The following is a 13207-nucleotide window of genomic DNA, read 5'->3' as shown; positions in this document are numbered from 1 at the left end:
CGGACTCGGGTATGGGCTGTCGCCGCAACTCACGTCGTTGCTCACCTCCTTGCCGCCTGGACGCACGCGGGCGTCACCTACATCGGATGTCGCACCGTGAGAGGGGAAATGCATCGCCGAGAGTGGCGATGCGGGCACCCCTCTCGTCAGAGCTTCGGCACTGTACGACGTATCCCGGTGCGGGAAGCCACTTCGGATCACCCCTTAATCCGGAATGATCTGTCCTAACCCTGGGCGTCTCTCGACGTCGTCGGATCAGTGGCCTGTGTTCGAACAGGAGCCTCGCCTAGCGAGGTGCTGACCGACCCATGGTGTCCCCACCCGGGCCGAAATGTCAAGCCGAGAGACGCCGGGATCCGGCATTCGAGTTCCGGGCCGCTCGAACCTGTTGCGGCGCAGACGCTTCGAATGCCGGATCCACCAGATGTGGTGTCCCGGTAGGGATCAGTTCAGGCCGGTGATCTCCGGGGCGATGGCCGCCAGGCGGGTCTGGGTGGCCGACACGACACCGTGACGGTTCTTGTTGGCCTCCTCATACGCCAGGATCGCCCGCAGATCCGACGGGGATTCGAGCTCCTTGACCGCCGACACCGTCTGCGACACGTTCAACTCGTCGTAGTCCTCGATCGGCAATTCGCCCGGCTCCAACACCCCCGTCGCGGTCCGCACCGACCGCAACGCATCCGCGGTCTGGCGCGCACCCTCCCGGCGGGTGACCTGCTCGGCGGTCTGCAACGCCGCATCCCGCGACGCGCTCAACGTCTTGGCCGCGACCTCCCCGGCATGCTCACCGCGGGCCCGCAGCTCCTCGAGCGCCGGCGGCACCGACCGGAACGTATCGAGCACCCGATCGATCCCGTGCGCCGACCACGACGCCGGAATATTGGCCAGCTTCACCGCGGTCCCGGTCACGATCTGCGCCGGGGTGCGCCGCAACGCCGCCGGACCGCCCAACGCGTCCTCGGCCAGCACCGTGGTCAGCCACTGCACGGTCGCGGTGTGGGCTTCGATCAGCCGCTCGGCCAACGCGACCACGTCCTTGCGCTGCGCGTCGGTGGCCAGCGCCTTGATGTAGCGGGACCGATCCAGCAGCTGATGCTCGAGACTCAAATCCCCCAGCAGGGCCTCCTCGAACGGGCGGCTCTGCTCGCCGAGCGCCTTGAACAGCGCCAGCAGCCGCCCGAACAACGGGCCCACCACCGCCGGCACCCCGCCCAGGTCCCGGATCACGGATTCGATGGCCTGCACGCGGGCGCGCCCGTGCTCGGCGTTCTCGGTCAATTCGCGGCGCACGGCCTCCGTGCGCGCCTGAGCGATCCGCGTCTGGGCGATCTGGACCTCGGTATTGGTCAGATCCCGGACCGCGCGCAGCTGCGTCAACAGGGTTGTGGTGTCGCGTGTGCTCATGAGTATTCGTCCTTCGACGGGTTGCGATGGGACGGCGCAACGATGCACCATCCCCCGACTAACCCCCCACCACCCACCGAAACCATGCGCCCCAATCGAATTCGTGATCTCCCCGCGCCCGAGGCCCCGGTCGGCGGCCGGAAATCCCGCCTACCTGGTGATAGCCGCAGCGCATCGCCCGGCGTATGGCGTAGGTCACTGCGACCCGTCCCCGCGTGTCGCCGGCCGTGGGACGACGGCCCGGTGGGCCGAGAATTCGATGCACAATCGGCGAATAACTCGCGAATCCGCGGGAAGTCCCGACTCATGATGTTGATCCGCGGACCCGGTGTGTATCGGCCTCAGGCCGATACCCGATTGCTGGCGCGCGCTGTCGCCGGCGCGGGCATCCCCGCGTCGAGCCATGTTCTCGATGTGTGCACCGGGACGGGCGCGCTGGCCATCGCCGCCGCCCGGCTGCCGGTGAAAGCCGTGACCGCCGTGGATATTTCGCGGACCGCCCTGGCCTCGGCGTGGTTGAACTGCCGGGTGCGCGGCATCCGGCCCGAGCTGGTCCACGGCGACTTCCGCTCGGTGCTGCACGGCCGTACCTTCGATGTGATCGTGTCCAACCCGCCGTATGTGCCGTGCCCCGAGGACGAGAAGTCGACGGGCGCCGCACGCTGCTGGAACGGCGGAGTCGACGGCCGTGCCCCCATCGACGCGCTGTGCGCGCGGGTCCCCGACCTGCTCTCCGTCTCGGGGACATTTCTGATGGTGCATTCCACGCTGTGCGGCGTCGACGAGACCCTCGATCGCCTGCGCACCTCCGGTCTGAAGGCCGCGACGGTCGCGCGGGAGACGATCCCGTTCGGGCCGGTCATGCGTGACCGGGCGAGCTGGCTGGCCGCGCGCGGCCTGATCCGGCCGCGGCAGACCTACGAGGAATTGGTGGTGATCCGTGCCGACCGACCGCGAAAATGACCGGCGCACAATCACTTACACCGCCGAGGGTCCCGCGCTGGTGGAGGGCCCGCTGGAGGTGAAGACCGCCGACGGTCGCACCCTGCACTGCGACCGGTGGGTGGTGGCGCTGTGCCTGTGCCGCCGCTCCTCGATCTATCCGCTCTGCGACACCAGCCACCGCAAACGCCGGCGCACCCCGGAATGAGTCGGATCGACCTGGGTAAGCGGACAACGTAAGAGACATCCCCCTGCCGGCCCGCTGTGGGCCGCGTGTCCGAAAGGACGATGCGATGGTCGCGGAACCCGAAATCACGGTGCCGGTGCCGGTGAGCGAGGCCTTCGAGGTGATAGCCGACGGATGGCTGTTCGCGCTGTGGGTCGTCGGTGCGACGCACATTCGAGACGTCGACGAGGGCTGGCCGGGAATCGGCACCCGCATTCACCACAGCGTTGGGCTGTGGCCGCTCACGGTGGAGGACACCACCACGGTCGTCGACGTGCACCCGCCGCACGACATCGAACTCGAGGCGGCGCTGTGGCCGTTCGGCGCGGCCCGCATCACGATGACCCTGACCGAGCACACCCCGGGCGAGACCACCATCCGGATCGCCGAACGCGCCCATCGCGGCCCGATCGGCGTGCTGCCCGGACCCCTGCAGGACCTGATGCTGGTGCCGCGCAACGAGGAATCCCTGCGCCGCCTGGCCGCCATCATCACCGGCCGCCAGAAGCAGTCCGGCTGAGCGCCGCACGCTTGCGCGCACGGGATGTGGGTAGGCCGACCGCATGACCGAAAAACGTTCCCTCGCACTGGTGACCGGAGCCTCGAGCGGCATCGGATTCGAATTGGCCAGACAATTCGTCGACCGCGGATACGACGTGGTGGTGGCCGCCGAGGACGAAACCATCCTGACCGCCGCCGAACTCCTGGACCGCTCCGGCGCGACGGTCCGGCCCGTACGGGTCGATCTGCGCACCGACAAGGGTGTCGAAGAACTCTACGAGCGGGCCACCGCCGACGGTCGCCGCCTCGATATCGCCGCACTCAACGCCGGCGTCGGCCGGGGCGGCCGCTTCCTGGACACCGACCTGGACGACGAACTCGACATCGTCGCCCTCAATGTGCGCTCGACCGTGCACCTGGCCAAACTCGTCGCCCGCGACATGGCCGCGCGCGGACAGGGCCGCATACTGTTCACCGCCTCCATCGCCGCGACCATGCCGGGACCCGAGCAAGCCGTCTACAACGCGTCGAAGTCGTTCGTGCAGTCCTTCGCCAAAGCGCTGCGAGAAGAGTTGCGCGGCAACGGCATCACCGTGACCTCGCTGCTGCCCGGACCCACCGACACCGACTTCTTCCGGCGCGCCCAGATGCTCGGCACCCGCCTCGGCCGCCTGCCCAAGGACGATCCCGCCGACGTGGCACGCCAGGGCGTCGAGGCGTTGTTGAGCGGCAAGCAGCAGGTGTTCGCCGCATCCCCGCTGGTCAAGGCCATGGGTGCGCTGTCTCGCGTCACTCCCGACACGCTGAAGGCGAAAGCCAACCGGATCCTGTCGGCCCCGGCCGGCGGCGCGGCCGCCCCGCACCCGCCCGTGCACACCGAACCTGGGCCGTAACCGAATCCGGATCGCGCATCGGTCGCGATCGAGCCCGCCGGTCAGGACTTGATGAAGTCGAGGATGTCGGCGTTGAGCTGGGTGGCGTGGGTGATCATGAGGCCGTGGCCGGCGGCCGGGTACTCCTTGTAGGTGTTGACCGGGATCAGGTCCTTGGTCTTGCGGCCGCACAGGTCGAGGGGTGCGGAGGCGTCGGCGTCGCCGTGAATGATCATGGTGGGCAGGGTGATCGCGCGCAGTTCCGCGCGGAAGTCGGCGTGGTAGATGGTGTCCATGATCGTGTCGGCGGCCAGCAACGAGCAGTCCATGCACTTCTGCACCATCCACGCGATCCGCGCCGAGGACACCTGATTGCCGAGGTGGGTCGCGAAGAACGCCTGGGCGTTCTGTTCCATCCACAGCGGCCGATCCGCCGCCCGCGCCGCGTTCACCGCATCGGCCACGGCTTGGGGCACCCCACCCGGATTGTCGTCGGCCTGCGCCAGGAACGGCAGTGTCGCCGACACCAGCATGATGCGCTCGATCCGCGCGCTGCCGTGCCGGGTCAGATACCGTACGAGCTCGCCACCCGCCATCGAATGCGCGACCACCACGACCTCCCGCAGATCGAGGTGCTCGAGAAACGCCGCCAGATCCTCGGCGAGCGTGTCGTAGTCGTAACCGTGCCCCACCCAATCGGACTTCCCGTGCCCGCGCCGGTCATACGACAGGCACCGCAGCCCCTCTCGTGACAACGGCAGCATCTGCAATTCCCAGGAGCTGCTGCTGAGCCATCCGCCGGCCAGGAACAGCACCGGCTGTCCCGTACCCCAATCCTGGTAGTGCAGCCGGGTTCCGTCGTGCGAGTCGAAGTAAGGCATCGGATTCTCCGATCGAGAGTGGTCATTCGTACTGGCCACAACGTTATTGAGATCCGATGCCGGGGGAATCTGTCGTACTTAAGTACTTTCGACGGCTGTCAGCCGAGGGTGGCCAGCAGGGTGGTGAGGGCTTGAGTTTCGGTCGCCTGGTCGGGGCTGGCGGCGCGGACGGCCTTCAGCGCGGCGTCGATTCGGCCGTCGATCGTGGTCCAGGCGGAGCGGTCCATGGGCTTCAGCGTGGATTCGTCGTCGTCCCAGGCGGTTTCGAGATCCTTGATGCGGGTTTTCGCGTCCTGCTGCCGACCGGCTTGGACCTGGGCGAGGGTGTCCTGGGTGACGGTGCGGAACTTGGCGATCTCGGCGGGCGGGAAATGGGCGGTCGCTTGCCCCGGTGTCAGGGTGGAAGTGGCGGTCGCGCCGCCGTTTTCCTCTTCGGCGGCAGCGTCCGCATGCGGTCGGGCGGCCGCCCAGGCGAGCAGGGACGCGGCGAGGACGGCGACGATCGCGTAGTAGCCGAGCATGATTCGCTCCCGGGCCGGGGTGGTGGCCGGGCCGGCGGCGGGGCGCTGATCGTCGACGACGTCACTGCGGCTGCGGGTGAGGTAGAGGACGGTCGCGAGGATGGCGGCCAGGAACAGCACGCTGGTGAGGGCGGTGCCCGCGCCGAGACCGTGATCGCTTCTGGAGGCCGCGAACCAGTCGCCGAGGTTCGCGCCGAGCGGGCGAGTCAGGATGTAGGCGAGCCAGAACGACAGCACCGCGTTCGCGCCCAAGCGCCAGCCGAGCACGATCGCGGCGATGAGCCCGGCCGGCAGCAGCACCGAGACACCGGGTCCCCAGCCGGTCGCCGACAGCGTCCAGTCGCCCGCCGCGGTGCCGAGGGCGAAGGTCACCAAAACCGCGAGCCAGTAGAACAATTCACGCGGCAGCGTGACGATGCTGTGGATCGACAGGGTGCGCTCCCGCGCGAACCAGACACCGAACACGACGGCCAAGGCGACGGCGAAAACACTGGTGCTCGCGGCGAGCGGCACGGAGAGATTGTCGGTGAGGATGTCGGTGTACAGGGTGCCGGTCACGCTGAGCGTGACCACGGTCAGCCAGTAGGCGAACGGGACATAGCGGTCCAGCCGCAACTGCCAGCCCAGCACGACCGCCAGCGCCACGGTGAACAGCAGCGCGGTGAGACCCAGGCCCACACCCAGCGTGTTGTTGATCCAGTCGGCGAAGGTTTCCCCCACCGTCGTGCACAGGATCTTGATGATCCAGAACCAAACGGTGACTTCGGGCACCTTGCTCAGCATGTGCCGGGTCGTGCCGACCTCGGACTTCGTCGTATCCGCCACAGCGGGTGACCGTAGTCAGCGCCCGCTGTGACCGCGCTGAGAGAGCGTGCGCCGCCGCGCCACACCACCCCGGACGCGACGAGCAACCCGGGAGCGGTGCTGCATGCTGGTGGGGTGCGCGTGCTGGTGGTGGAGGACGAGGAGCGACTGGGGCTGACGCTGCGGCGGGGGCTGGAACTGGAAGGGTTCGTCGTGCAGTTGGCGGCGACCGGGCCGGACGGGCTGTGGTGGGCCACCGAGGACGAATTCGACGTGATCGTGCTCGACATCATGCTGCCGGGGCTCAGCGGATACGAAGTGCTGCGGCGGCTGCGGGCCCGCGACGTGGCGACGCCGGTGCTGATGCTCACCGCCAAGGACGGCGATTACGACCAGGTCGACGCGCTGGATCTGGGCGCGGACGACTATCTGACCAAACCGTTCTCGTTCGTGGTGCTCATCGCCCGGCTGCGCGCCCTGATGCGGCGGCGCGCACCGCAGCAGCCGACGATTCTGGCCGCCGGTGATCTACGGCTGGACCCGGTGCGACGCAGCGTGCACCGGGGCGACACCGAATTGACTTTGACGCCAAGGGAATTCGGGCTGCTGGAATATCTGCTGCGGCACAAGGGCGCCGTGCTCACCAAGACCGACATCCTGCGCAACGTTTGGGATGCGCACTACGAGGGGCCGGAGAACGTCGTCGAGGTCTATGTCGGCTATCTCCGCAAGAAGATCGATGCGCCGTTCGGGCGCAACAGCATTCAGACGCTACGTGGGGTCGGTTACCGGCTGCTCGATCCGGACGGCGGGCCCGGCGATGGGCAGTTCGATGACGAAACGGGCTCCGCCCCACGGTGATTCGGCCACGTGGACGCTGCCGTCGTGGGCGGCGACGAGCTCCGCGACGATCGCCAAGCCCAGGCCGGAGCCGCCGCTGCTGCGCGCGCGATCGTCCTCGAGCCGCACGAACCGGTCGAAGACGCGCGATCGGTCGGCCGGGGCGATACCCGGTCCGTCGTCGTCGACCGTGATGCGGGCTCGGTCGCCGTGGCGGTCGATGCGCAGGGCGACCCGGCCGCGGGCGTGCGCGGCGGCATTGTCGGTCAGATTGCGCAGGGCCCGCGTCAATCGGGCGCGGTCGCCGTGGACGCGCACGGGCTCGATCGTGGTCTGCACGGCGACCGCGCCGCGCAGCCGCAACGCGCCGGCTTCCTCGGCGATCAGATCGTCGAGATCGACCTCCCCGACCCGCAATTCGAGTTCGCGTTCGTCGGCGGCGGCCAGCGTCAGCAGGTCCTCGACCAGGGTGCGCATGCGAGCCGCCTCCGGGAGCAGCGTCGCGCCGATCAACTCCCGATCGAAGGCTTCGGGGCGGTGATAGGCCAGCTCCAGGGCGGCCGTGATCGTGGCCAGCGGGCTGCGCAGCTCGTGCGAGGCGTCGCCGACGAATCGGCGCTGGGCGCGATGACCGGCTTCGACGCGGTCGAGCATGGCGTTCATGGTTTCCGCGAGCCGGGCGATCTCGTCGCGGGCGGCGGGAATCGGGACCCGCCGGGAAAGGTCGCTCGTCTCGATGCCCGCGACCCGGGCCCGGATGTGTTCCACCGACCGCAGCGACCGGCCCACCAGCAGATAGGTGACGGCCGCGGCGGCCGCGACGACCGCGGGACCGCCGAGTGCCAGCAGCGCCGCGACCTTCTTGACGGCGTGCTCGCCCTCCTCGGTGTCGGCGGCGACCAGCACGGTGAACGTGCCCTCGGGCGTCGGGACGGGGATGGCCGTGATCCGCCAGTCGCCGTCGTAACCGGCGGCGGCGGGCAGATCCGTCGCGTCGTGCGCGGGCAGTTGGGTCAGCGGGGCGTTCAGGTCGTGGCGGGAGGCCGCGACTTGCCGTCCGGCCGAATCGAGTACCTGAACGGCCGCGATCTGGCGGTCGGCCTCGAGCAGCGTTTCCGGCAACCGCGCGGCCGGGGTGCGCGTCAGCTCCGCCGCGATCTGGTTGGCCCGGGAGTCCGCGGCCGCCCCGACCTCGTGCCGCAGCGACCGATACAACACCCACAGCATCGCCCCGGCCGCCACCAGCAGCACCGCGCCCACCACCAGCGCCGAGGCCAGCGCCGATCGCAGCCGCAACCCCCAGTGCGCCGACGTCAGCCAGCTCGGGAACCGTTTCACCAGCCCATCATCGGACATCGCGGGCAGGGACCGGTAAATGATCTCAGCGCGTCCTCAGCGATCGGCTGGCAGACTCCGCGCCGACCCCACGTCCTCGAGAAGGGATCCTCCGGCATGGATTCGGCGCAGGCGCGCACCGACTACAAGCTTCCTCAGGTCACCACGCTGTTCTGGGTATTGAAGATCGCCGCCACCACGCTGGGTGAGACCGGCGGCGATCTGCTCGCGCAAACCTTGCATCTCGGTTACGCCGCCGCCTCGGTGCTGTTTCTGGCGATCTTCGCTGTCAGCCTGTTCGCGCAGCTGCGCGCCCGGCGGTTTCATCCCGCGCTGTACTGGACCGTCATCGCCGCCACCAGCACGGCCGGCACCACCATTTCCGACTTCCTCAATCGCGGGCCGGGCTCGGGCACCTCGACCGACGGCGGCCTCGGGTACGGCACCGGCGCGGTCATCCTCATCACCGGGCTGGCCATGGTGTTCGCGATCTGGAAGGCGAGCGGTCTGACCTACGACGTGAACGGCATCGCCTCCGTGCGCGCCGAAATCCTCTACTGGGCAGCGATTCTGCTGTCCAACACGCTGGGTACCTCGCTGGGCGACTATCTTTCGGACAGTTCGGGTCTGGGCTACTGGGGTAGCGCCACGCTCATCGGCGCGATCATGGCCGTCCTGCTCGCCGCGCACTACCGCACACGGATCTCCGGGGTGCTGTTGTTCTGGCTGGCGTTCATCCTCACCCGCCCGCTCGGTGCGACGGTCGGCGACCTGCTGTCCAAGCCGCACGCCAAGGGCGGGCTCGGCTTCGGCACGTGGGAGACCTCGGCGGCGCTGCTCGCGATCTTGGTCAGCGGGATCGTGTACGGCTACAAGCGAACTCGCGCCGCGGTGGCCGGCCAGCCCGCTCAGCGTGCTCTCAGCGACCGCCAGTGATAGTGACGTCGTGACAAACCGTGTGACACTGACCGATTCGGTCCTGCCCTCGCTGCCCGCCAAGGTTCCGCAGATCACCGCCGTGTTCTGGGTGATCAAGGTGCTGACGACGGGGATGGGGGAGACCTTCTCGGATTTCCTCGTCAAACATCTGCCCCCGCTGCTGGCCGTGGGCGGAGCGCTGCTCGCCTTCGCCGCCAGCCTGATCGTCCAGTTCCGTGCCCCGCGCTACCGCGTATGGACGTATTGGACGGCGGTGATCATGGTGGCCGTGTTCGGCACCATGGTCGCCGACATCGTCGACTTCGTCATCGGTATCCCGCTGGGGATTTCGACCGTCGTGTTCCTCGCGCTCCTGGCCGGGGTGTTCGCGCTGTGGCATCGCCGCGAGGGGACGCTGGACGTGCACAGCATCAATACCCCTCGGCGCGAAGGCTTCTACTGGGCCACCGTCATGGTCACCTTCGCCCTCGGCACCGTCGCCGGCGACTTCACCGCGGCCACACTGCATCTGGGCTACCTGCTGTCCGCGGTCCTTTTCGCGGCGGCCATCTCGCTACCCGCCCTCGCCTGGCGATACGCCGGACTGAACCCGGTCCTCGCCTTCTGGACCGCCTACGTCATCACCCGGCCGCTGGGTGCGTCGATCACCGACTGGTTCGCCTCCGACCGCAGCGACGGCCTGAACCTCGGCACCGGCTGGGTGACCCTCGCCGCCGCCGTCCCCATGACCGCACTCATCGCCCTGCTCGCCCGACGCTCGGCGGCCCCGCCCGTCATTGCGAGCGTCGACTGATGGCGCGAACGTGGGCGGTGCCACGCTGACTCAGCGGGCGGCGCGAGTCCTTGCGCAAGAATGGGTTTCGGGCGTGCGGGTGACGCGGGTCGGGTGAGCGGGGAACCGCCGGATCGGCCGGCATGGCGGGTTGCATGACCGTCTCCCACCACGGACGCAGCGGGCTGGGTTCCGGCCAGACCACCACCGGCGCTTCGGTTTCGGCGTCGGTGGGCGGTGCGGGCGCGTATCGGTTCTCAGAGGTCGCAGTGGTCATGAACGTGTCCTGGTGTGTTGCTCGGTCACTCGACACCTATGTAAGGAGTTCTAGATAAGCTATGCCAAAAGGCATAGATCCTTTCTAGCACTCTGCCCTGTCGAGTGCAAGGCCGCCGATTCGAAACCTTCGACGGAACGTCGGCGGGTCGGCCCGGGTGTGCGACGCTGGAAGGGTGAACCGACTGAGCGGTGCGACTTCGCCCTATCTGCGTCAGCATGCGGGAAATCCGGTGGATTGGCGGGAGTGGGGACCCGAGGCCCTGGCGGAGGCGGCGCAACGGGATGTGCCGATTCTGTTGTCGATCGGGTATGCGAGTTGTCACTGGTGCCATGTGATGGCGCACGAGTCGTTCGAGGATGCGGCGACGGCCGAGCTGATGAACGCGAAGTTCGTGTGCGTGAAGGTGGATCGGGAGGAGCGGCCCGATCTGGATGCGGTGTACATGAATGCGACCGTGGCCATGACCGGGCAGGGCGGGTGGCCTATGACGTGCTTTCTCACACCGGAGGGGGAGCCGTTCTATTGCGGGACGTATTACCCGAAGACGCCGCGGCATGGGATGCCGTCGTTCACGCAGTTGCTGACGGCAGTCGACGAGACGTGGCGGAATCGGCGGGATGAGGTGAATACGGCGGCGGCGCAGGTGGGGGAGGCGTTGCGGCAGCAGACGGCCGGGTTGCCGGATGCGGAGATCGCGGTGGGGGCGGAGTTGCTCGCGCCTGCCGTGGGGACTGTGCTGAAGGATCTGGATTCGCAGCACGGCGGGTTCGGGGGCGCGCCGAAGTTTCCGCCGTCGGCGTTGCTGGAGGGGCTGCTGCGGCATTACGAGCGGACCGGGGATCCCGGTGTGCTGCAGGCGGTTTCGTTCACCTGCGAGGCGATGGCGCGGGGCGGGATCTACGACCAGTTGCGGGGCGGGTTCGCCCGGTATTCGGTGGATGCCGCGTGGGTGGTGCCGCACTTCGAGAAGATGCTGTACGACAACGCGCAGTTGCTGCGGGTGTACGCCCATCTGGCCCGGCGCGGGCCGGACGCGTTGGCGCGGCGGGTGACTCGGGAAACCGTGGAGTTCCTGCTCACCGATCTCGGCACCGAACAGGGCGCCTTCGCGTCTGCCTTGGACGCGGACACCCACCTCGAGCCGGGGAAGCCCGGAGTCGAGGGCGCTACCTACGTGTGGACCCCCGCCGAGCTGAACGGTGAACTCGGGGCTCTCGAAGGCGGCTGGGCGGCAGAGCTTTTCGGAGTCACCACGGCGGGCACCTTCGAACACGGCACCTCGGTGCTGACCCGGTACGCGGATCCGAATCCCGCCGATGTCGAACGCTTCGAAGTCATACGGGCCCGGCTGTCGGAGGCTCGTTCGCGCCGGCCGCAGCCGGAGCGCGACGACAAGGTGGTCACCGCCTGGAACGGTATGGCCATCGTGGCGCTCGCGGAAGCCGGTGCGGCACTGGGGCATCCGGAGTGGATCGACGCCGCCGCGCGATGCGCGCGCTATCTGCTCGACGCGCATGTCAGCGACGGCAGGGTGTGCCGGGCCTCGCTGGGCGGCGTGCCCGGCACCGCGCCCGGCGTTCTCGAGGACTACGCCTGGCTGGCCCTGGCCCTGCTCGCGCTGCATCAGACCGCCGACGCTGAGTGGCTGGCGCACGCGCAACGGCTACTGGATGCCGCCATCACGCACTTCGCCGACCCCGAAACCCCCGGCAGCTGGTTCGATACCGCCGATGACGCCGAGACCCTGCTCACCCGCCCCCGCGATCCCCTCGACGGCGCGACCCCGGCCGGGACGTCGGTGCTGGCCGAAGCCCTGCTCACCGCCTCCGCCATCGCCGACACCGAACCGGCCGCCCGCTACCGGCACCTCGCCGACCTGACCCTCACCCGGGGCGCGGTCCTGCTCGCCCGCGCGCCCCGCTCGGCCGGGCAGTGGCTGGCCGTCGCCGAAGCCGCCCTGCGCGGCCCCATCCAGGTCGCGGTGGTCACCGGCCCGGACGGCGAATCCGCCAGTGCCGCAACCCTGCTGGCCGCCGCCCGCACCGCCGCCCCCGGCGGCGCGATCATCGTCTCCGGCCCCCTGAACTCCCAACCCCTCCTCGCCGACCGTCCACCCGTCAACGACACCGCCGCCGCCTACATCTGCCGAGGCTCCGTCTGCGACCTCCCCGTCACCACCCCCCAAGACATCCACACCGCCCTCCTCCCGCCCGAACACTGAGTGGCAGTCAACGATGGCTGGGGCGGCCGGTGGTGAGGGCGGCGGGGAGGAAGACCAGGACGGCCAGGACGTGCGCGGCGCGGAAGAGGCCGAGCAGCACCGTGTTCGGCGTCCAGCCGGTGAGGAGGTCGCCGAAGGAGTGGGCCGAGAGGATCGCGCCGATCGGTTCGACCACGAGAGAGGCCAGCCCGACCGTGCCCAGTCCGATCACGAGAATCAGTCGTGCCCAGCGGCTTCCGGTCAGCATCCGCGCCGCCAGCGTGAACACCGCCGCGTAGATCGCCGCCCGAACCAGCAGGCCGACCACGATTCCCGACACCCGGACATCGGAGGCGTCGAGCGCGATCGCCGCCCGCCCCAGCGTTTCCGCCACCCCCGCCACGAGTGCGGCCACCACCGCCCGATACGCCAGAATCGCCCGCTCCGGGCGCTCCCACACCGCCGCCGAAGTCCGCTCGAACGCCCCGATTTCAGTCATACGTTCACTGTCCGACCCCGCGCTTCGCGCCGGATCCCCCGCAGGTAGCACACCCACCAGTCCTCCGGTATGACATGCCGGTTCGCCGCGCGCGACCGCGAGAGGTCAGCGGTTAATGCGTTGCCGCCGCAGGCGGGCGGTTCTACTCTCCGGGAGTGTTGAAATCATTGTGTGCGTCAGAGTATTGG

Annotated in this window: 14 protein-coding genes and 1 riboswitch; of the genes, 8 read left to right on the top strand and 6 right to left on the bottom strand. The window is 68.9% G+C overall.

The window, feature by feature from the left end:
• Positions 1 to 131: 131 nt before the first annotated feature.
• A riboswitch (M-box (ykoK) riboswitch) is annotated at positions 132 to 301 on the bottom strand.
• 143 nt (positions 302 to 444) lie between these two features.
• The gene (locus D7D52_RS01760) at positions 445 to 1407 is read right to left on the bottom strand and encodes a ferritin-like domain-containing protein (RefSeq protein WP_120734747.1); all 963 of its coding nucleotides are present in this window, start codon (positions 1405 to 1407) and stop codon (positions 445 to 447) included.
• Between the two features lie 330 nt (positions 1408 to 1737).
• On the opposite strand from D7D52_RS01760, the gene D7D52_RS01755 reads away from it, so the two are divergent.
• From D7D52_RS01755 to D7D52_RS01740, 4 genes are all read left to right on the top strand, one after another.
• Positions 1738 to 2370, top strand: coding sequence for a HemK2/MTQ2 family protein methyltransferase (locus D7D52_RS01755; RefSeq protein ID WP_246023591.1), 633 nt, complete (start codon positions 1738 to 1740; stop codon positions 2368 to 2370).
• Complete coding sequence (locus D7D52_RS01750) at positions 2348 to 2557, top strand: CDGSH iron-sulfur domain-containing protein (RefSeq protein WP_246023590.1); 210 nt, start codon at positions 2348 to 2350, stop codon at positions 2555 to 2557. Before D7D52_RS01755 ends, D7D52_RS01750 begins: the two co-directional genes overlap by 23 nt.
• A gap of 85 nt (positions 2558 to 2642) precedes the next feature.
• Complete coding sequence (locus D7D52_RS01745; protein ID WP_120734745.1) at positions 2643 to 3095, top strand: SRPBCC family protein; 453 nt, start codon at positions 2643 to 2645, stop codon at positions 3093 to 3095.
• Between the two features lie 43 nt (positions 3096 to 3138).
• A complete protein-coding gene (locus D7D52_RS01740) occupies positions 3139 to 3969 on the top strand; it encodes an SDR family NAD(P)-dependent oxidoreductase (protein WP_120734744.1) in 831 nt (276 codons plus the stop codon).
• A gap of 41 nt (positions 3970 to 4010) precedes the next feature.
• Here D7D52_RS01740 and D7D52_RS01735 read toward each other — a convergent pair whose 3' ends face one another.
• A complete protein-coding gene (locus tag D7D52_RS01735) occupies positions 4011 to 4829 on the bottom strand; it encodes an alpha/beta fold hydrolase (RefSeq protein ID WP_120734743.1) in 819 nt (272 codons plus the stop codon).
• 98 nt (positions 4830 to 4927) lie between these two features.
• Positions 4928 to 6133 (bottom strand): COG4705 family protein, encoded by a 1206-nt coding sequence (locus tag D7D52_RS01730; protein ID WP_120743712.1) that lies wholly within the window; start codon positions 6131 to 6133, stop codon positions 4928 to 4930.
• 156 nt (positions 6134 to 6289) lie between these two features.
• Here D7D52_RS01730 and D7D52_RS01725 point away from each other — a divergent pair, with 156 nt between their 5' ends.
• A complete protein-coding gene (locus D7D52_RS01725; protein ID WP_120734742.1) occupies positions 6290 to 7015 on the top strand; it encodes a response regulator transcription factor in 726 nt (241 codons plus the stop codon).
• On the opposite strand, the gene D7D52_RS01720 is transcribed toward D7D52_RS01725, so the two are convergent.
• Positions 6926 to 8350, bottom strand: a complete 1425-nt coding sequence (locus tag D7D52_RS01720; RefSeq protein WP_120734741.1) for a sensor histidine kinase — start codon at positions 8348 to 8350, stop codon at positions 6926 to 6928. The two genes, D7D52_RS01725 and D7D52_RS01720, sit on opposite strands and share 90 nt — an antisense overlap.
• Positions 8351 to 8446: 96 nt before the next feature.
• On the opposite strand from D7D52_RS01720, the gene D7D52_RS01715 reads away from it, so the two are divergent.
• The gene (locus D7D52_RS01715; RefSeq protein WP_120734740.1) at positions 8447 to 9265 is read left to right on the top strand and encodes a COG4705 family protein; all 819 of its coding nucleotides are present in this window, start codon (positions 8447 to 8449) and stop codon (positions 9263 to 9265) included.
• Between the two features lie 10 nt (positions 9266 to 9275).
• A complete protein-coding gene (locus tag D7D52_RS01710; RefSeq protein ID WP_246023589.1) occupies positions 9276 to 10061 on the top strand; it encodes a COG4705 family protein in 786 nt (261 codons plus the stop codon).
• Here D7D52_RS01710 and D7D52_RS37500 read toward each other — a convergent pair.
• On the bottom strand, positions 10042 to 10317 hold the full coding sequence (locus tag D7D52_RS37500) for a hypothetical protein (protein WP_162958122.1): 276 nt from the start codon (positions 10315 to 10317) through the stop codon (positions 10042 to 10044). The genes D7D52_RS01710 and D7D52_RS37500 overlap by 20 nt on opposite strands.
• Before the next feature lie 175 nt (positions 10318 to 10492).
• Between D7D52_RS37500 and D7D52_RS01705 the strand changes: the two genes are divergently transcribed.
• Positions 10493 to 12541, top strand: a complete 2049-nt coding sequence (locus tag D7D52_RS01705) for a thioredoxin domain-containing protein (RefSeq protein ID WP_246023588.1) — start codon at positions 10493 to 10495, stop codon at positions 12539 to 12541.
• 7 nt (positions 12542 to 12548) lie between these two features.
• On the opposite strand, the gene D7D52_RS01700 is transcribed toward D7D52_RS01705, so the two are convergent.
• Positions 12549 to 13019, bottom strand: coding sequence for a hypothetical protein (locus D7D52_RS01700; RefSeq protein ID WP_120734738.1), 471 nt, complete (start codon positions 13017 to 13019; stop codon positions 12549 to 12551).
• Positions 13020 to 13207 lie beyond the last annotated feature (188 nt).

It is taken from the genome of Nocardia yunnanensis (assembly GCF_003626895.1).
Lineage (GTDB): Bacteria > Actinomycetota > Actinomycetes > Mycobacteriales > Mycobacteriaceae > Nocardia > Nocardia yunnanensis.
This window is presented reverse-complemented; position numbering and strand designations above follow the sequence as displayed.